Raw genomic sequence first — 18,468 nt, forward strand, 5'->3', positions numbered from 1 at the left:
GGGCCGGGCGCCCGCCTCCCCCGCCGCGGCGGGGCGGGCCTCGGCCGCCGCCGACCCGCCCTACTAACCCCCCCCCCCCCCACCCCCCGTGGGTGTTATGGCGCCCCAGCCGACTTCCCACGCCATCGGCACTCAACTCCTCCCCCTCGGCCTACCGCCGGTTCTTGAACTCCTCGATGGCGTTCCACGCCACCTGCACCATGCTCTCGCTGCCGATGTGCCCGGAGTCCTCCGAAATGTGCAGCCTCGCGCCCGGCCACGCCTTCGCCAGTTCCCACGCCGTCTGCGGCGGACACCCCATGTCGTGCCGCCCGTGGATCAGCACCCCCGGGATTTCGGCCAACCTGTGGGCGTCGCGCAGCAGCTGACCCTCCTCCAACCAGGCTCCGTTGCTGAAGTAGTGCGCGCAGATCCGCACGAACGCGACCTGGGCGTCGACCTCCTGGTCGCTGTACATGCCCGCCGGGGTGTGGGGCTCGCTGGAGGTGACCGCGTCCTCCCACGCCAGCCAGTCGACTGCGGCCTTCTCCCGGACCTTCCGGTCGGGGTTCTCCATCAGCCGCGCGTAGGCCGCCACCAGGTCGCCGTCCCGTTCGCCCTGGGGGACCCCTTCGCGGAACCTGTCCCATGCCTCGGGGTGGAACCGCCCGGCGCCCCGGTAGAGCCAGTCGATCTCGGAGCGGCGGGTCGTCGTCACCGCCTGGAGGATGATTTCGGTGACCCGCTCGGGGTGCTGCTGCGCATAGGCCAGGGCGAGCGTCGAACCCCACGAGGCGCCGTTCAGCAGCCACTTCTCGATGCCGAGGTGCTCGCGCAGCCGCTCCATGTCGTCGATCAGGTGCTGCGTGGTGTTCAGGCTCATGTCCGCCGCCGGGTCGCTGGCGTGCGGGGTGCTGCGACCGCAGTTGCGCTGGTCGAACCGGATGACGCGGTACCGCTCGGGATCCCACGACCGTAACGGCCGCTTGGGCGCCCCCGCCCCCGGGCCGCCGTGGACGCCCAGAGCAGGCTTCCCCTCGGGGCTGCCGAGCTGTTCGTAGTAGATGCGGTTGCCGTCCCCGGTGTCGAGGAATCCGGTGTCGTAGGGATTGGTCTCAGGATAGAGGGGCATGACCGTCGATCCTACGGGAGTGACAGCGGACCGTACGGTCAACTGACAACTGGACCAGCTCATTTGCCCCTCAGTGCCGGCCGTGCCCGGCGTGCTCGCCGACCTCCGGGCCGCCACCCATCATGCGGAGCATCTCCGCTCCGCCCGTACGGAAGAAGCGGACCACCAGAGCCGCCCCCGCCAGCAGGAACACGATGTTCAGCCAGGTCGTGTAGTTCCACTCCACGCCGGCCATCGGGATCTCCGCGTCCCGCTGCTCGGGGACCAGGCCGAGGCCGCCGAACACGACCTCCACCACGTACCCGGCCACCACCATCGCCGCGTAGAACGTGCCCAGCAGGAAGAACGCCATCCGGGCGCCGTAGTACTTCCGGTAGATGTTCAGGATGGGCAGGATCAGCAGGTCCGCGAAGATGAACGCGACCACACCGCCGAAGCTGATGCCGCCCTTCCACAGCACCACCGCCAGCGGCACGTTGCCGATCGAGCAGACGAACGACGCGATCGCCACCAGAGGCCCGATCAGCGGCCCCCAGAGCTTCGCCGCCAGCGGGTGGTCGGCGAAGAAGAACGCCTGCCAGAAGGAGTCGGGCACCCAGGCCGCGATGGCGCCGGCGATGAGCAGGCCGATCACCAGGTCCTTCAGGATGGCCGCCCACTCCATGACGAACACGTGCGAGACCGAGGTGAGGCCCCGCCGGGACAGCAGCCGCCGGGCGAAGGAGCCCTCCCCCGCCACCGACATGTCCATCGCCGCGTGGCCCTCCATCGAGCCGGCCCGCCCGAACTCGGCCTGCTCCCGCGCCTCCTGGAGCAGCCGGTCGCCCAGCAGCCGCCGGAACAGCAGGGCGAGCAGCAGGATCATCACCGGTCCGCCGACGAACTCGGCCGCGGTGAACTGCCAGCCCAGCAACAGGGCGAGGATGATGCCGAGTTCGATCACCAGATTGGTGGAGGCGATCTCGAAGGCCATCGCCGCGGTGAAGTCCGCGCCCTTGCGGAACAGCGACCGGGCCAACGCGACGGCCGCGTAGGAGCACGAGGAGGACGCCGCACCGAGGCCGGCGGCGACGGCGAGGGTGCGCGGGCGGTCGTCGCCGAGCAACCGCGACACGGTGGTTTTGCGGATGACCGCCTGCACCACGGCGGACAGCAGGAAGCCGAGGATCAGGGCCCAGGTGATCTCCCAGGTCATCGATCCGGCGATGGACAGCGCGTGCAGGATCGCGTGCATGGTGGTCCGCCTTCCTCAGTCCCCGGCGTCGGCCACCATATACCGGTAGGGGGTATGGGGAAACCGCGACGCGCCAGGCGGCCGGGGCCTGAGGCGCCACCACTGCGAGGCGGCGGTGGCCGAAGCGCACCCGGACCTCGACTGCGGGAACCGTCACAGGGGCACCCTGGTCAGCGTCCGCCGAGGCTCCCCGTGAGCGGACGGTCGGCCCCGCGCTCGGCCGAGAGGCGGTCCAGGCCGAGGTTGCGGTGGATCTCCAGGGCGGCGGTGGAGCGGTTCAGGGTGATGAAGTGCAGGCCGGGCGCTCCCTCGCGAAGCAGGCGGTCGGCCAGCCGGGTCGCGTGGTCGACGCCGATCCGGTGGGCCTCGGCCCGGTCGCCACGGGCCGCCGCCAACCGCTCCGCGAGACGGGGCGGGAAGGTCGCTCCGCTGAGCTCGGCGAAGCGGGCGATCTGGCGGACGTCGGTGGCCGGCATGATCTCCGGGATGACCGGGGTGTCGCAGCCCGCCGCGGCGAGCCGGTCGCGCAGCCGCAGGTAGTGCTCAGCCTCGAAGAACATCTGGGTGACGGCGTAGTCGGCGCCGGCCCGGCACTTGGCCGTGAAGTGCCGGATGTCGTCGTCCCAGTCGGTCGAGCGCGGGTGGCGTTCCGGGAACGCCGCGACGCCGACCGAGAAGGCACCGAACTCCTTGACCAGGCGGACGAGTTCGGCCGCGTAGCGCAAGCCCTGCGGGTGCGGCTCCCAGGCACCGTTCGGGTTTCCCGGCGGGTCGCCGCGCAGGGCCAGCACGTCGCGGATGCCGACGTCCGCGTAGCGGCGCAGGATGGCCTGGAGTTCGGCGGTGGAGTGGCCGACGGCGGTCAGGTGGGCGACCGGGCGCAGCGTGGTCTGGGTGGCGATGCGTTCGGTGGTCCCGATGGTGCGGTCGCGCGAGGAGCCGCCGGCGCCGTAGGTGACCGAGACGAAGGTCGGCGCGACCGCCTCCACCCGGCGGATCGCAGCCCACAGGGCGTGTTCGCCGGCCTCGTCCTTGGCCGGGAAGAACTCGAAGGAGTACGTCCGTTCGCCCGCCGCGAGGATCTCGCGCAGGCCGTGCGGGCCGCGCGGGCCGCTCCGGGTGGTCTGGTCCATGGGGCTCCCTCGCGTGGTGGGCCGGCCGACGGTCCTGCGGCGGCGTCGACGAGTGCGGCGACTGCGGCAGCCATCGTGCACCCCGACCCCAACAGTGCGGCTGGCAAAGGGCTCGAGATCCGCTGGAGCGGGCGCGGGAGCGGTAAGGACAAGTGAACGGACAAGGGAGCAGTGCGGGTGCGGGAAGGAGGCGCAAGCCACGGGCAGCACCGCCCCGGTGGCGGGACCGCTGGGTATAGTGCAGGCGTTTCGGGGGCCGGCGGCGGGGAGTCCGTCGACGTCACGCGCCATCCCGCGTCCGCGGACGTCCGGGAGGCTGCGGGAACCCCGACGACCACGTCGCTCAGGAGGCCGTCCCATGGAACCCGTCACGCTGATCACCGGTGGCTCGACCGGAATCGGCGCCGCCACCGCCCGCGCCCTGCTCAAGCAGGGCCACCACGTGGCCGTCACCGGGCGCGACGCGGAGAAGCTGGCCGCCTTCGCCGCTTCGGCCGCAGCGGGCGAGCGGCTGCTGACGATCACCGGCGACGCCGGTGACGAGCACGACGTCGCCTCCGCGGTGCGCCGCGTGGTGGACGAGTGGGGCCGGCTGGACAACGTCATCGCCAACGCCGGCTTCTCACTGCCCGGCAACCTCGAGAGCCACGCCCCCGAGGACATGCGCGCCATGGTGCTCACCAACGTCCTGGGTCCGGCCCTGCTGGTGCGGGAGACCCTGCCGCTCCTCAGGGAGTCCAAGGGCCGGATCGTGATCATCGGTTCGGTCGCCGGGGTGCGCCACACGCCCGGCAACCTGTACTCGGTCACCAAGTGGGCCGCCCACGCGCTCGCCGAGAACACCCGGCTGCTGGTCGGCAAGGACGGGATCGGCGTGACCGTCGTCGCCCCCGGGGTGGTGGACACCCCGTTCTGGAACGAGCGCGGCGGCACCCCAGACGCCTCGCCGACGATGACGCCCGAGCAGATCGCGGACACGATCGTCTTCGCCATCAACCAGCCCGCGGGCGTGGACATCAACCACATCACCGTGCGGCCGACCGGACAGCTCGGCTGACGCCGCGCCACCGACTGCGCCCCTACGGAAGCCCTTTCGGCCTGCCGAGACGGGACACGGCCTCAGCCCCAGGTGCGGGAGCAGAGCACCAGGCGGTAGCCGTCCGGGTCGGCGATCGTCACGCCGTGCTCGTCCCAGTACGGGTTGTGCGCGGGGACACGGGTGCCTCCGGCCGCGATCAGGCGGTCGACGGTGGCCTCGTCCACGGGGGTGCCGAGATAGACCACGAAGAGGTCGTCCACCGTCGGGGTCGGCTCCAGTGGGCGCTCGGGGTCGCGGGTCAGCTCGAAGTGCCAGGCGCCGCCCGGCGGGCCGACCATCAGGAGGTCGTGCTCGCCGGGGACGCGCTCGGTGGTGCGCCAGAGGACGTCCAGGCCGAGGCCGTTCACGTAGAAGTCCTCGGCGGCGGCGAGGTTCCGCGAGGGTCGGGCGACCCGGATGCGAGTGCTGGAGTCGATCATGCCGCCGCCTCCAGGGCAGCGCGCACGGGCAGCACGGCCACGCCGCTGGGGTCGGCGCAGGTCTCGGCGTCGGCACGGCGGGTCGGCAGCGGCCGGAACGGGGCGGAAGTCGGCAACGCGACGGGTGGGTCCTGGGTCATGCCCCGACCATACGATCTTGAACGCCGCCCTGCCCAGGTCACCTCGGCACCGGAAACCTGGGCCAACCGCGCCAGGCCGGAGCATCCGGGACGCTGGCTTGGCGCGGCGCGGCGTCCCGGCCGCCGCGCCGGGCACCTTCCGGCCGGCTCGACGGCTGAGGGCTCCCACACGGGGCGCCTCCGGGAGCACGGAACCGCCGGAGGCGGCGCCGGCCCGGCACCCCGCCTCCGATCGCCCGCCGGGCAGGGTGTCCGGAGGATCCGTCACCGCCCGGACGGCGCCCCGGGGAGCCGTGCCGTGATCACACCGAGTACCGCCGGGAGTTGCTCCGCCAGGTAGAAGTGGCCGCCGGGGAACTCCCGAAGGTCGAACGGGCCACTGGTGTGGCGGGCCCAGGCGCGGACCTCCTCGACCGTCACGCGCGGGTCGGCATCACCGGTCAGCGCGGTGATCGGGCAGCCGAGCACGGCGTCGTCGCCACCGCGGTAGGTCTCGATCGCGGTGTAGTCGCTGCGCAGCGGCGGCAGGATCATCTCCCGCAACTCGGGGTCGGCCAGCAGCTCTTCGCTGGTGCCGCCGAGCTTCAGCAGCTCGGCGAGCAGGTCCTCGTCGGACAGCAGGTGGACCCGCTCGTCCCGGTGCAGCGAGGGCGCCCGGCGGCCGGAGACGAAGAGGTGGCTCGGGGCGTCCAGACCGTCCCCGGCGAAGCGGCGCGCGACCTCGAAGGCGAGCACCGCACCCATGCTGTGCCCGAAGAACACCAAGGGCCGGTCGGCGCACGGCCGCAGCACCTCGTGGAGGCGGTCGGCGAGCTCCGCGACCGAGGTGAGTCCCGGTTCGGCACGGCGGTCCTGCCGGCCCGGGTACTGGACGCACAGCACATCGGCGTACGGGGAGAGGGCGGCGGACACCGGGTGGAAGTAGCCGGCCGAGCCGCCGGCGTGCGGGAAGCAGACCAACCGGGCCGCGGCGCCCTCCGTGGGGTGGTACCGGCGGAGCCAGCGGCTGTCGACCAGGGTGCTGCTGCCTGACATGGGAGTTGACCCTTCGTTCAGCTGTACGGATAGGCGTTCTGTCGGACCGTCATATCACCCCACCAGCTCCGGCCGGTGCCGCGAACCCGACGCAGCCGGCGCTCAGACCCGGTCCAGCGGCCGGTGCGGCCCCTCCGGCAGTTCGACGGTCACGGTGTCGCCGGGCCGGACCGGCCCGCCCGTACGGACGACGCCCATGATCCCGGCGCGCCGCACGATCGACCCGTCCGCCGCGCGCCCGACGACCTGCTTCAGCAGCCCCGCGCGGTAGGCGTCGATCTGCGCGCAGGGGTTGCGCAGGCCGGTGACCTCCACCTCGGCCTCGGGGCCGATCCGCAGCACCGCGCCGACCGGCAGGGCGAGCAGGTCCACCCCCTCGGTGGTGATGTTCTCGCCGAGCGCGCCGGGTGCCACCTCGTAGCCGGACTCACCGAGTTCGGTGAGCAGCTCCCGGTGGATCAGGTGCACCTGGCGCAGGTTGGGCTGGCTCGGGTCCTGGGCGACGCGCGAGCGGTGCTTGACCGTCACCCCGGCGTGCACGTCGCCCTCCACGCCGAGCCCGGCGAGCAGCCGGATGCCCTCCCGGTTCGGCTTGCTGAACGAGTACTCGGCGTTGCTGCTGACTGCCACCACGGTGCCGCTCATGTGCTTCGACCCCTCTCGCGGACGTGAGTTCGACCGGCTTCGGAGTCTAGGCCCCCGGCCACGCCGCCCGCCGGGATCGGGAGGAAAACGGGCGCGATATTCGGAATTGCACCACCTCGAGGACCGCCGGGCCGGGCGATCCGGCGCCCGGAAACCCGGAACGAAAGCGCTGCGGCCGGTCATTTCGGAAATTCCGCACGCCGGTCGGGTACGACGGGGAAAGCCGTCCGAAATAATGGCGACGGATGGCCGGGAAACACCCCTACAATCACCACGACCTGCCGGGACAGCCGGAAGTCGAGGTCGTTTTTCTCTATAGCGGGGGGCATCGTGGGCATCGTCATCGCTGGAATCCTTGCCGTGCTGGTGGCAGGGGCGGTGTGGACGGTGGTCCGCACGTACAACCGGCTGATCCGGCTGCGCAATCAGACCCAGGCGTCCTGGGCGCAGATCGACGTCCAACTCAAGCGCCGGCACGACCTGATACCGAACCTGGTCGAGAGTGCGCGCGGGTACGCCGCGCACGAGCGAACGACCCTCGAGGCCGTCGTCACCGCCCGCGGAGCCGCGGCGGACTCCGGTCTCGGAGTCACGGACAAGGCTGCCGCCGAGGACGACCTGACCGCCGCCCTCGGCAGGCTGCTCGCCCTCGGCGAGAACTACCCGCAGCTGAAGGCCGACCGCCACTTCGCCACGCTGCAGGCGGAGTTGACCACCGCCGAGGACAAGATCGCCTACGCCCGGCAGTTCTACAACAGCGCCGTCCAGAGCTACCACACCGCGCTGGAGGGCTTCCCGGGCAACCTGGTCTCGCGGCTGGGCGGCGGGCACGGCCGACGCGAGTACTTCGAGGCCGGCGCCCCCGCGCAGGAGGCGACGCGGGTGAGCTTCGCATGAGCCTCGAAGCCCAGTTCTACTGGGGCGGCGCCGGCCTGTTCGGGCTCTGGCTCGCCGCCTTCGGCCTCGCCCTCGCGGCCACCCGGAACGGCACCGTGCACCCCCGCCCGGCCTCCCAGGAGTTCGGGCCGGAGCCGGAGGCTCCCGCCGTCGTCGCCCTCCTGGCCAACGGGTGGCGCTCCGTCGACCACGCCGCCGCGGCGACCCTGCTGGACCTCGCCGCGCGCGGCCTGGTCGAGGTGCGGCAGCCCGCCGACGACCCGGCGCTCAGCACGGTGCACCTCACCGGCCGGGCGGCCACCGACCTGACGCCGTACGAACGGCGCGTCCTCGACCGGATCACCGAGCAGGCGGGCGAGTCCGGCGCCCCCATCGGCGCGATCGCCTTCCGCGCGCAGGACCGGGCCACGTCGTGGAACGGCGCACTCCGCCGGGAGATCGTCGCCGAGGCCCGGTCGCGCGGCCTCTCCCGGCCCCGGTTCGGGGTGCTGGCGGCCGGCGCACTGGCCGTCGGCGCGTTCTGCCCCGGGGTGCTGCTGGCCCTGGGCGGCCTCACCGGCGGGCACAACCTCCGCGCCGCGGTCGCGGTCGGCGTCCTCCCCGCGATCCCCCTGATGTACCTGCTGAGCAGGGCGCTCGGCGAGCGGGCGACCCGCCAGGGCCTCGAACGCGCCGGGCACTGGGCCGGTGTCCAGGCGTGGCTGCGGGCGCACGAGGACTTCGCCCGGCTGCCTCCCGCCGCCGTCGCCGTGTGGGACCGCTACCTCGCCTACGGCACCGCGCTCGGGGTGACCGCCCGCACCACCCGGCTGCTCGGCTTCGACGCGGGGGACAAGCGCCGGGTCTGGTCGTCCTACGGCGGCGCCTGGCGCCCCGTGCGCATCCGCTATCCCCGGCTGCGCCCGGGCTTCGGCGCCGGCACCCCCCGGCTGCTGCGCCTGGCGGGCGCGGCGGCCGTCGTGGTGGTCGGGCTGGTGCTGTTCGCCGCCCTGCGCCGGCCCGAATGGGCGGTCACCTCCGGCCCCGACGCGAGCCACTCGCTGCGCCGCCCGGGGCTGCTGCTGACGCTGGGCTGGGTGGGCATCGGACTGCTCGCCGTCGCGGTGGCCGGCCGGTTCGGCCGCGGGACGCTGCTCGTGGCGTTCCTCGCCACCATGCCCGGCAACTTCGCCAGCGGCCACGGCTGGCTCTCCCACGGCATGGACCACCCGGGGCTCCTGCCGGGGGAGACCGTCGCGGTCGTCTGCTTCGCCGCGGTCGCCGCCTACTACCTCGCCCTCGCCGTGCTGGAACGGCGCGCGCCGCGCACCGTCACCGGCGAGGTGCTGCGGATGGAGCCGCGCCGACACCCGAAGGCGCCGCGGTTCCTGGCCGTCGACACGGGCGACGCGGACCGCACCGTCGCCTGGGCCCTGCCGGCGGGGGCGCCGGCGCCCGCACCGGGAACGGTCGTCCGCCTGTCGGTGTCGGTCGCCACCCGGGCCGTCCGGTCGGCGGAGGCCGTCCCCGCCTGATCGGCGGCACGGCCCGCGCCCGACGGCCGCAAGCATCGGCAACGGCCCGGGCCCGACGGCCCCGAGGATCGGCGGCACGGCCCGCGCCCGACGGCCCCGAGCATCGGCGACGCCCCGCGCCCGACGGCCCCGAGCATCGGCGACGGCCCGGGCATCGGCCCGCATCGAGCGGCCTCCCGCACCAGCGGGGGCCGCCCGGCTCTTCCGGACCACCGGGGAGCGGTCCGGCGCTACGGACGAACGGGCGCGCCGAGCAGCGGCAGCACCACCTCGTCGAGGATCTCGGCGATCACCCGGTCGGAGGCCACGGCCCCCTCGATCATCAGGGTGTCGCGGAGCAGGTCCAGTGGTAGGGAGACCACCCTCGGGGTGAGCCGGGCCCGGGCGATCTCCCCCCGGTCGGCGGCCCGGTGCATGATCGCGGCCAGGCCGTCCACCGGCCCGTCGGCCGTGAGGCCGGCGCGGAAGCGGGTGCGCAGTTCGGGGTCACGCATGATGTCGACCAGCAGCCCGTGCACGGCGTCCGCCGGCAGGTCGTCGAAGCGGTGCGCCAGACCGCCCAGGAAGGTGAGCAGGTCGGTGCGCAACTCGCCGGTGTCGGGCGGCTCCTGGTAGTCGGGGGCGTTGCGGCCGAGGGCGGCCATCACGAGTTCGACCCGGTTCTGCCAGCGGCGGTAGAGCACCGGCTTGCTGGTACGGGCCCGGGCGGCGACGCCGTCCATGGTGAGCCGGTCGTAGCCGTGGTCGACGAGTTCGGCCCAGACGGCGTCGAGGATCGCCCGTTCCAGTTCCCCGCCGCGCCGCCGGGTCGGCCCCGCGCCCGTCGTTCTCGCTCCGTCGTCCGCCACCGGTTTCCGCACCCGACCTTCGTAGATACGTTGCGTTTCCTATTGGGAGCAGTCTACTGTCCATCACAAGACACGCGCCGTATCTTACGGCTGAGCGACAGGGGGACCACCATGCCCGACCCGTCCGACGCGCCTCGCAGCTGCGACGGCCCCGGCACGTCCGGCACATCGGCCGCGCCCGACCTGCCCGACGCTTCCGGAAGGTTCGACACCGACGTCCTGGTGGTCGGCGCCGGCCCGGTGGGGCTCGTACTCGCGCTCGGGCTGGCCCGCGCCGGGGTCGACTGCCAGGTCATCGAGCGCGAGGAGGAGTTCCGCACGGCCGGGGTGCGCGGAAAGGGCGTCAACCCGCGGACCCTTGAGGTCTTCGACGACCTCGGGGTGGTCGGGGAGATCCTCGACCGCGGGGCGCTGAACCTGAAGGTCCGCACCTACCGGGGAGCCGAGCTCGTCCAGGAGCTCGACCCGGCCGAGTCCCTGCCCGCGACGCCCGACCGCCCGTACGGCGGGATGCTGCTGATCGCCCAGCACCACACCGAGGCCGTGCTGCGCGAGCGGCTCGCGGGGTACGGGGTCGCGGTCGAGCGGGGCAGCGAGCTCGTCGGCCACGCCCAGGACAGCGACGGCGTGCTCGCCACCGTCCGCCGGGGCGGCCGGAGCCTGCGGTTGCGGGCGCGGTACCTGGTCGGCTGCGACGGCGGCCGCAGCGCCGTCCGCAAGCTGGCCGGGATCCCCTTCCTCGGTGAGACCTGGGAAGAGGAACGTTTCATCATGGCCTCGATGGACCTCGACGGCCTCGATCCCGACCGCATGCACATCTGGAACCACCCCCGGTTCGGTGGCGGCGCGATGGCGCTGGTCCCGATGCGGCAGGACGGCACCTGGGCCGTGCACGCCGCCGTCGAGCCGGACGCCGACGGCACACTGCCGGCCCCCACGCTCGACACCTTCCGCCGGCTCTTCGCCGAACGGGCCGGCCTGCCCGGGGTCCGGATGCACGAGCCGACCTGGTCCACCGTCTGGCGCCCCACCGTCCGCGTGGTCGAGCGCTACCGCGAGGGCCGGATCCTGCTCGCCGGGGACGCCGCGCACTGCCAGACCGCGGCCGGCGGCCAGGGGCTGAACACCGGCGTCCAGGACGCCCACAACCTGGGCTGGAAGCTCGCCGCCGTGCTGCGCGGAGCACCCGAGGCGCTGCTCGACAGCTACCAGGACGAGCGGCTGCCGATCGCCCGCGCCTCCCTGGCCGCCACCTCCGCCCACCACAAGGCGGTGTTCCGCGGCGACGGCGCCGACCTGCTGAGCGACCAGTTCCGCACCATGGCCGTCGACGGCGCCGACCTCACCGGCCTGACGCTCGGCTACCGCGGCGGCCCGCTCGGCCGCGACCTCGACGGCGCCACCGGCGTCCGGGCCGGCGACCGCGCCCCGGACGCGCCCTGCGCGACGGCCGACGGCACGCCGACCCGGCTGTTCGACCTGTTCCGCGGGCCGCACCTCACCCTGCTGACCTTCGGCGACCACCCCGGACTGGCCGACCTGCCCGCCGTGCCCGGATTGCGCCGGGCCGCCGTGCTCGACCCGGACGGCCACGCCACCCGCGCGTACGGGCTGCGCGGGAGGGCCGTGGTGCTGGTCCGCCCGGACGGGCACGTCTCGCTCACCGGGGCGACGGCGGACACCCGGACCGTCCTGGAGCACCTGCGGGCCTTCGCCCTCCGACCGGCCGGAGGCTCGGACCGGCTCACCGCTCGCGAGGGCTGAGCCCGGGGAGGGCCGGCCCCGGGCTCAGCCGGCCCGGGGAGGGCCGGCCCTGGGGAGGCCCGCCCAGGCGCACACCGACCCATGGAAAGGCTGCCCCCGTGGGAAGGCCGTCCCCCGGGGCCCGCCGACGCTCAGGCCCGCTGGGCGACGCCCGTCGGAGCCCCCGCCCGGGCCGCCCGCTCGTCGGCGTCGGCGAGCAGGAAGTACACCGGCGAGAGCACGAGTTCGATCACCATCAGCACCACCTGGAAGCCGTGCGGCCACCCGTCCGCGGCGATCGACAGCACCCGGCTGAGGCCGCCCAGCAGGAACACCGCCGCCAGCCACCGGACCGCCCGGGCGGGCACCGGAGCCTGCCGGGCGGCCCAGATCCAGGCCGCACCGTAGCCGGCGAAGACCGCGCCCATGAAGCGGCCGAAGCTGTCGATCGTCGGGCCGGGGTCGGCGATCCCGGGGATCGCGGCGTTTCCGGCCAGCAGGTGGAAGAAGCCGATCGCCACACAGGCGACGCCCATGATCCACGCGAGCACCCGCAGAGTCTTCGCCATGATCCCCATCACCCCGCTACCCGGCCCGACCGAACGCCAGGCTTAGTTGACACGTGTCCACTAAGCTAGCGCCGACTAGTGGACACGTGTCAAGTAACCTGTCCGCCATGCCAGTCCAGGAACGCCGCAAACGCCTCGCCCCCGCCGAGCGCCGCGCCCAGCTGCTCGCCGTCGGCGCCCGGGCCTTCGCCACCCGGCCGTACGAGGAGGTGCTGATGGAGGAGGTCGCCGAGCAGGCCGGGGTGTCCCGCGCCCTGCTCTACAAGCACTTCGCGAGCAAGCACGAACTCTTCGCCGAGGTGTACCGGCAGGCGGCCGGGGAACTGCTGGTCCAGACCCGCTTCGACCCGGCGGACACCCTGGTCGAGCAGCTGGTCGAGGGCATGGACGCCCACCTCGACTACTTCGTCGCCAACCGGCACGCCGTGCTGACGGCCAACCGCGTCCTCGCCGGGGACCCGGTCATCCAGACCATCATCACCGAGGAGCTGGACACCCTGCGCACCCGGCTGCTCGGCGTCCTCCCGCTCGCGGACGAGGGCGCGCGCCAGGCGGTGTCCCAAGTCCTGCGCAGCTGGCTGGTGTTCGTACGGGTCCTGGTCCTGGACTGGCTGACGGAGCCGAGCTGCACCCGTACCGAGCTGCGCGACGCCTGCATCGGCGCGGTCCTCGGCGCGCTGCGGCCACTGCTGCCGGCCGATCCGGCGCCCGAGTGGGGGCGGTGACGGCCGGGACACGGTGACAGCCGGGGCGTGGTGACGGCCGGGACACGGTGACAGCCGGGGCGTGGTGACGGCCGGGACGCGGTGACGGTCCACTCGGCGTGGCAACCCGAACCGCGCGACGGCCCCGAAGCGGTGAGGGTCCCGACGCGGCGACCGCCCCGACGCGGTGACGGCCCCGGCGGGGTCCGTGGGCATACCATCGACCGTGGCGGAAGAGCCCACCAGGGCTCAAATTCCGCAGACAATAAGACAGTTGGATGGCCGCACCCCGTCGGCCCGTCGCCCCCGAAGGGATCCATGTCCACCGCCGCGCACGAGACCGCGACCCCGCTCCCCCCGCTCCACCGGCTCCCGGTCACCCCCGCCCAGCCGCCGCGCCCGACCACCCTCCCGGACGGCACCCGCGCCTGGCTCGTCACCCGCTACCGCGACGTCCGGCAGGTCCTCGGCGACCCCCGCCTCACCCGGGCCGACCTGCACGAGGTCGGCACCGCCGGCGGCACCGCCGACGTGGCCGCCAACCCGGCCTCGCTCTTCAACCAGGACGGCCCCGCCCACCGCCGGCTGCGCGCCACCATCCAGAAGGCCTTCACCCCGCGCGCCATCGCCGGCTGGCAGCCGTGGGTCGCGGCCGCCGTCCAGCAGGCCGTGGACGCGCTGGTCGCCGCCGGACCGCCCGCCGACCTGGTCACGGCCTTCACCCGGCCGGTGCCCTTCGCCGTCACGACGCGGCTGATGGGCCTCGACGGCGACGGCCCCGCCCACCTGGACGAGGAGCGGCTGAGGCGCTGGACCCTCGCCCTGCTCGCCCAGGGCGGCGACCCGGCCGAGGACCACGGCCCGGCGCTCGCCGAATTCCGCTCCTTCACCGAGGAGTTGATCGCCCACCGGCGCCGCGCGCCCGGCGCCGACCTGGTCAGCCGGCTCGTCCGGGCCGCGGACCAGGACGGCGGCGTCCCCGAGGACACCCTCGCCTTCCTCGTCCTCGGGCTCACGGCCAGCGGCAACGAGAGCGTCACCGGCGCCCTCGGCAACGCCCTGACCTACCTCCTCGGCGAACGCGCCGACGACTGGCCCCTGCTGGCCGACACCGGCATCGCCGAGCGCAGCGTCGAACGCCTGCTCCACTTCATCCCGCTCGGCGACGAGGAGACCACCCTCCGCCGCGCCACCGCCGCGATCGAGGTCGGCGACGTCACCATCCCGGCGGGCGCCGTCGTCGCCGCCGCCCTCGGCAGCGCCAACCGCGACCCCGCCGTCTATCCCGCGGGCCTCGACGCGGACCTCGCCCTCCCCCTCGACGCCCCCACCCTCGCCTTCAGCGCCGGCCCCCACTACTGCATCGGCGCCTGGCGGGTCCGGCTCGAGATGCGCGAGTCGCTCCGCCGCCTGGCCACCGCCCTGCCCGGCCTGCGTCTCACCACCCCCGTCGACGACCTCCCCTGGCAGCTGGGCACCACCACCCGCAGCCCGGCCGCGCTGCCGGTCACCTGGTGACCGGGCGCCCCCGCGACCGGGCCGTTCCCCGGCCCGGCCGTCCCCGGGCCCGGCCCTCGCCGCGGCCCCGGAACGGCCGGCGGTCCGGCCGCTACGCCCACAGCCCCTCGCCCAGCACCCCGCCCTCCGGCACCCCCGGCAGCACGTACGCCACCGCCGAAGCCGTGTGCACCAGGAAGGGGTTGAGCGCGTCCTTCGCCGCCAGCCGCTCCTGCACCCGGTTGAACTGGGCCGGATCCCGCACGAAGGCGCAGAACAGCAGCCCGCGGTCGTCCGGGCCGTCGTCGTAGCTGTAGCCGCGCCGCAGCATCCGGGCCCCGGAGTCCAGGCGGGGGCTGGCCAGGCGGACGTGGGCGGTGCCGGGGATGACGTACGAGCCGTCGGGGTTCTTGGCGTAGATGTCCGGGTCGTCGTGCTCGGCCGTGCCGGTGAGCGGGGTGCCGTCGGCGAGACGGCGGCCCATGGCCAGGTCCCGCCGGTCCTCCGGGAGGGCGGCGAAGGCGGCGGTGTCCATCCGGATCCGGCGGTAGACCAGCACCGTGCCGTGCTCGTACGGCCCGGGCGGGCCCCACACCCACTGCCGGGCGGCCGCCTCGTCGGGGTTGGCCGTGCCGTCCTTGTAGCCGAAGAGGTTGCGCGGCGTGGTGCCCGGTGCGGTCCGCGCCAGGAAGCCGGACTGGCTCCAGCGGACCCCGGCCCCCGCCGACTTCGCCGCGGCACCGACCAGTTCGGCGACGACCGTCAGCGGCCAGCGGTCGGCGGCGCACAGCTGCACCACCACGTCTCCGCCGCCGCGCGCCGGCTCGAGCCGGTCACCGGGGAAGGCCGGGACATCGGCCAGCACGGACGGCACGTTCAGCCCCAGCCGCGCGGCCAGGCCCGGTCCGACCCCCACCAGGCTGCTGAGCTGCGCCGGTTCCCCGCCCCGCAGCCGCGGGTCCGTCGAGGTGCCGTCCGCCGCCCCGCCGAGCACCGCCGTCAACTCGCCCAGCAGGGAACGCAGCGCGCCGCGCCCGTCCGCGGTGGTGGCGGGCGCCAGGTCGAGTGCCAGCAGCACGGTGGCCGGCTGCTGCGGGGCCGTCACCCCGGCCTGCCGCTGCCCGTGGAACGGAACGGCGGCCGGCGGGGCGGGCGGCGGCGGCGCGGAGGCCGACCGCCCGTGCCCCAGCGCGACGACCCCGGCACCGAGTCCGGCACCGACCCCGGCGGCCAGTACCGCGCCGCCGCCCGCGATCAACGCCCTCCGGTGCACACCGCCTCCGGCGGCTCCCGGTTCTTTCCGGACCTTTCCGGTTTCCGCATGCATGACCGACATTGGAGACGATAGAACACCCCTTATGCAACTTTTGACTGTGCGTCAATTCCGAATCCGCTCCGCATTCCTGCCCGGCAGGCGGGCACCCGGCGGCCCGCTCGCGCTGCTGCTCGCCGGCTCCCTCGCCCTGTCCGGCTGCTCCTCCTCCGGCACCTCCTCCGACGCCCGCCACCCCGAGGGCACGGTGGTGCGGGTCCCCCAGGACTTCCCGAACATCCAGAAGGCCGTGGACGCCGCCCGCGAGGGCGACACCGTGCTGGTCTCCCCGGGCACGTACCAGGAGAGCGTGCGGATCACCAAGCCCCGCGTCGTGCTGCGCGGCGCCGACCGCAACACCGTCGTCCTGGACGGCGGCGTACGGCTGGTCAACGGCGTCACCGTCACCGGCCCCGGCTCGGTGGTCGAGAACCTCACCGTGCACGGCTTCCTCGCCAACGGCGTGCTGTTCACCGGTGTCACCGACGAGAAGCTCCAGCAGCGCGGCGCCGGGGGCTCCGCCTACGACCCGCTGGACACCGCCCGGTTCCCCGCCGTCCAGGGCTTCCGCGCCACCCGGGTCACCGCCTACGACAACGGCCTCTACGGCATCTACGCCTTCGACGCCCGGGCGGGCGTCATCGAGGACTCCTACGCCTCCGGCGGGGCCGACTCCGGCATCTACGTCGGCCAGTGCAAGCCCTGCGACACCCTGGTGCGCGGCAACACCGTCGAGCGCAACGCCGTCGGCATCGAACTCACCAACTCCTCCGACGGGCTGTACGTCCTCGGCAACCGCGTGGTCGGCAACCGGGTCGGCGTCACCGTCAACTCCAACGACCTGGAGGCGCTCGCACCGCAGCACGGGGCCGTGATCGCCGGGAACGCCGTCACCGACAACAACGCCGCCGACACCCCCGAACAGGCCGACGGCGGCTTCGGCATCGGGATCGGGATCGGCGGCGGCACGGCGAACCGGATCGAGCGCAACCTCGTCCGGGGCAACCGGGCGGCCGGCGTGGTCATCACCGACCCGCCCGGCCACCCCGCCGCCGGCAACCAGGTCCAGGGCAACCGCACCGAGGCCAACGGCGTCGACCTCGTCCTCGCCTCCGCCGACCCCGGCAACTGCTTCACCGGCAACCAGCCCGCCGTCCAGAGCCCCGACGACCTGGAGGGCCTGGCCGCCTGCGGCACGCCGAGCCGCGGCCCGCTGCCCGCCGGCCGTACGGCCCCGGTCCAGGCCCCGCCCGGCATCCCCTTCCACCAGGTCAAGGCGCCGCCCGCCCAGCCGTCCCTGCCCGACCCCGGCGCTCCCGGCCGGCCGGCCGTCGGACTGCCGGGAGCCGTCGACCCGGAGGCCTACCCGCTCCCCGCGACGGCCGACGCGCTGCCGAAACCGTGACCCCGGGGGGCGCGCCTGCGGGACGTCGGGCGGGCGGTCCGGCGGACGGGGCGGGCGGCCGAGGTGCCGGGAAGGCACCGTGGCCCACCGGATTCCCGGCAACTGCGCCGTGGGGCATGATCGGTGGGTCCGACCGCCCGCCGAGGAGCCCCGCGGCTGGCGGGGAGCCCTTAGGAACCAGGAGCCGGCGTGAACCAGGAACCCGGGCGAACGAGGAGCCCGTACGGACCAGGAGCCGGCACGCACGGGGAGGCTGCATGAACCGCCCGGCGGGGCTCCGGCCCACCCGGGCCGCGGGGCTCCCGCGGCCCGGCCGCGTGCCGTGCTGACGGGCGGCTGGACCGGCGATCTGCTGCTGGGCCTGGCCGTCCTGGTGGGCGCGTCCGTCCAGCGGCTGGCCGGCATGGGCTTCGCCCTGGTCGCGGCGCCCGTCCTGGTGCTGATGCTCGGCACGGACGGCGGGGTGACGCCGGCCGACTTCGCCGCCGGAGCCATCAGCGCCGTCGGCCTGGCCGGGAGTTGGCGGCACGTACGGCCGGCGACCATGCTGCCGCTGGTCCTGGCCGCCGCCTGCACCGTCCCGGCCGGGGCCCGGGTGGCGGCGCGGGTGCCCGCGCCGGGACTGCTGATCGGCATCGGCCTGCTGGTCTGCGCGGCCACGCTGCTGGTGATCCGGGGCGTCCGGGCGGCCGCGCTGCGCGGGCTGGGCGGGGCGGTGATCGCGGGTGCCGCCAGCGGGTTCATGAACTCGGCCGCCGGGGTGGGCGGCCCGGCGATGTCGCTGTACGCCGTGAACTCCGGGTGGACGGCACGGGAGTTCGTGCCCAACGCCCAGCTGTACGGCGTGCTGGTGAACGCGCTCTCGCCGGCGGCCAAGGGGCTGCCCGGACTGAGCGCGCCCGTGTGGGGGCTGGTGACCGCCGCGCTCGCGGGCGGCGCGCCGGCGGGCCGGGCGCCGGCCGCCCGGGTGTCCGAGCGGCGGGCCCGCGCCGTGGTGCTGGGACTGGCCCTGACCGGCGGGTTGACCACCCTTGTCAAGGGCGTTTCCGGACTCTGGCCACCCAGCTGGGAATGCTCTGTGAAGGGCGGCCAAATCTGTAGCGGTCATGCCATACTGCCTCGGTGACCTCAGCCAGCGTAGCCACACCCCCGCAGCGCAGCAG

18 protein-coding genes are annotated in these 18,468 nt (G+C 74.4%); 8 read left to right on the plus strand and 10 right to left on the minus strand.

All coding sequences use genetic code 11. The annotated features are described in order from the left end of the window. Positions 1-151: 151 nt before the first annotated feature. The 3 genes from pip to metF all read right to left on the minus strand — a co-directional run bounded on the left by pip (position 152) and on the right by metF (position 3,478). A complete protein-coding gene (gene pip / locus ABT247_RS12065; RefSeq protein WP_350741615.1) occupies positions 152-1,111 on the minus strand; it encodes a prolyl aminopeptidase in 960 nt (319 codons plus the stop codon). 70 nt (positions 1,112-1,181) lie between these two features. Continuing rightward, positions 1,182-2,345 carry a permease gene (locus tag ABT247_RS12070; RefSeq protein WP_350741617.1) on the minus strand — a complete coding sequence of 388 codons (1,164 nt, stop codon included), beginning with the start codon at positions 2,343-2,345 and terminating at the stop codon, positions 1,182-1,184. Between the two features lie 170 nt (positions 2,346-2,515). Next, on the minus strand, positions 2,516-3,478 hold the full coding sequence (metF, locus tag ABT247_RS12075) for a methylenetetrahydrofolate reductase [NAD(P)H] (protein WP_350741619.1): 963 nt from the start codon (positions 3,476-3,478) through the stop codon (positions 2,516-2,518). Positions 3,479-3,836: 358 nt separating this feature from the next. On the opposite strand from metF, the gene ABT247_RS12080 reads away from it, so the two are divergent. Then, on the plus strand, positions 3,837-4,535 hold the full coding sequence (locus ABT247_RS12080) for an SDR family oxidoreductase (RefSeq protein WP_350741621.1): 699 nt from the start codon (positions 3,837-3,839) through the stop codon (positions 4,533-4,535). A 62-nt stretch (positions 4,536-4,597) separates the two neighbouring features. On the opposite strand, the gene ABT247_RS12085 is transcribed toward ABT247_RS12080, so the two are convergent. From ABT247_RS12085 to ABT247_RS12100, 4 genes are all read right to left on the minus strand, one after another. Then, positions 4,598-4,996, minus strand: a complete 399-nt coding sequence (locus ABT247_RS12085) for a VOC family protein (RefSeq protein ID WP_350741623.1) — start codon at positions 4,994-4,996, stop codon at positions 4,598-4,600. Continuing rightward, positions 4,993-5,136, minus strand: coding sequence for a hypothetical protein (locus ABT247_RS12090; protein ID WP_350741625.1), 144 nt, complete (start codon positions 5,134-5,136; stop codon positions 4,993-4,995). The genes ABT247_RS12085 and ABT247_RS12090 overlap by 4 nt, the downstream gene beginning before the upstream one ends. 264 nt (positions 5,137-5,400) lie before the next feature. Further along, the gene (locus tag ABT247_RS12095) at positions 5,401-6,171 is read right to left on the minus strand and encodes a thioesterase II family protein (protein WP_350741627.1); all 771 of its coding nucleotides are present in this window, start codon (positions 6,169-6,171) and stop codon (positions 5,401-5,403) included. A gap of 102 nt (positions 6,172-6,273) precedes the next feature. Next, positions 6,274-6,816, minus strand: a complete 543-nt coding sequence (locus ABT247_RS12100) for an MOSC domain-containing protein (protein ID WP_350741629.1) — start codon at positions 6,814-6,816, stop codon at positions 6,274-6,276. A 360-nt stretch (positions 6,817-7,176) separates the two neighbouring features. Here ABT247_RS12100 and ABT247_RS12105 point away from each other — a divergent pair, with 360 nt between their 5' ends. Beyond that, complete coding sequence (locus ABT247_RS12105) at positions 7,177-7,713, plus strand: LemA family protein (protein ID WP_350741631.1); 537 nt, start codon at positions 7,177-7,179, stop codon at positions 7,711-7,713. Continuing rightward, positions 7,710-9,227, plus strand: coding sequence for a DUF2207 family protein (locus ABT247_RS12110; RefSeq protein WP_350741633.1), 1,518 nt, complete (start codon positions 7,710-7,712; stop codon positions 9,225-9,227). Before ABT247_RS12105 ends, ABT247_RS12110 begins: the two co-directional genes overlap by 4 nt. A gap of 230 nt (positions 9,228-9,457) precedes the next feature. Here the strand turns inward: ABT247_RS12110 and ABT247_RS12115 are convergent, their stop codons facing one another. Continuing rightward, on the minus strand, positions 9,458-10,087 hold the full coding sequence (locus tag ABT247_RS12115) for a TetR/AcrR family transcriptional regulator (protein ID WP_350741635.1): 630 nt from the start codon (positions 10,085-10,087) through the stop codon (positions 9,458-9,460). Positions 10,088-10,186: 99 nt separating this feature from the next. Here ABT247_RS12115 and ABT247_RS12120 point away from each other — a divergent pair, with 99 nt between their 5' ends. Next, the gene (locus ABT247_RS12120; protein WP_350741637.1) at positions 10,187-11,839 is read left to right on the plus strand and encodes an FAD-dependent monooxygenase; all 1,653 of its coding nucleotides are present in this window, start codon (positions 10,187-10,189) and stop codon (positions 11,837-11,839) included. Positions 11,840-11,970: 131 nt separating this feature from the next. Here the strand turns inward: ABT247_RS12120 and ABT247_RS12125 are convergent, their stop codons facing one another. Next, entirely contained in the window at positions 11,971-12,387 is a 417-nt protein-coding gene (locus ABT247_RS12125; RefSeq protein WP_350741639.1) for a DUF4345 domain-containing protein, read from the minus strand. A gap of 107 nt (positions 12,388-12,494) precedes the next feature. On the opposite strand from ABT247_RS12125, the gene ABT247_RS12130 reads away from it, so the two are divergent. Together ABT247_RS12130 and ABT247_RS12135 are read left to right on the plus strand one after the other, a co-directional pair. After that, positions 12,495-13,112, plus strand: coding sequence for a TetR/AcrR family transcriptional regulator (locus tag ABT247_RS12130; RefSeq protein ID WP_350741641.1), 618 nt, complete (start codon positions 12,495-12,497; stop codon positions 13,110-13,112). Positions 13,113-13,409: 297 nt separating this feature from the next. Then, on the plus strand, positions 13,410-14,609 hold the full coding sequence (locus tag ABT247_RS12135; protein ID WP_350741643.1) for a cytochrome P450: 1,200 nt from the start codon (positions 13,410-13,412) through the stop codon (positions 14,607-14,609). Positions 14,610-14,700: 91 nt separating this feature from the next. Here ABT247_RS12135 and ABT247_RS12140 read toward each other — a convergent pair whose 3' ends face one another. Next, positions 14,701-15,861: a Dyp-type peroxidase gene (locus tag ABT247_RS12140; RefSeq protein WP_350741645.1), complete on the minus strand. Its 1,161-nt coding sequence runs from the start codon at positions 15,859-15,861 to the stop codon at positions 14,701-14,703. 100 nt (positions 15,862-15,961) lie between these two features. On the opposite strand from ABT247_RS12140, the gene ABT247_RS12145 reads away from it, so the two are divergent. Together ABT247_RS12145 and ABT247_RS12150 are read left to right on the plus strand one after the other, a co-directional pair. Next, positions 15,962-17,305, plus strand: coding sequence for a right-handed parallel beta-helix repeat-containing protein (locus tag ABT247_RS12145; RefSeq protein WP_350741647.1), 1,344 nt, complete (start codon positions 15,962-15,964; stop codon positions 17,303-17,305). A gap of 325 nt (positions 17,306-17,630) precedes the next feature. Then, positions 17,631-18,431 carry a TSUP family transporter gene (locus ABT247_RS12150; protein ID WP_350741673.1) on the plus strand — a complete coding sequence of 267 codons (801 nt, stop codon included), beginning with the start codon at positions 17,631-17,633 and terminating at the stop codon, positions 18,429-18,431. Positions 18,432-18,468 lie beyond the last annotated feature (37 nt).

The sequence above is a fragment of the Kitasatospora sp. NPDC001539 genome (assembly GCF_040298565.1).
GTDB lineage: Bacteria > Actinomycetota > Actinomycetes > Streptomycetales > Streptomycetaceae > Kitasatospora.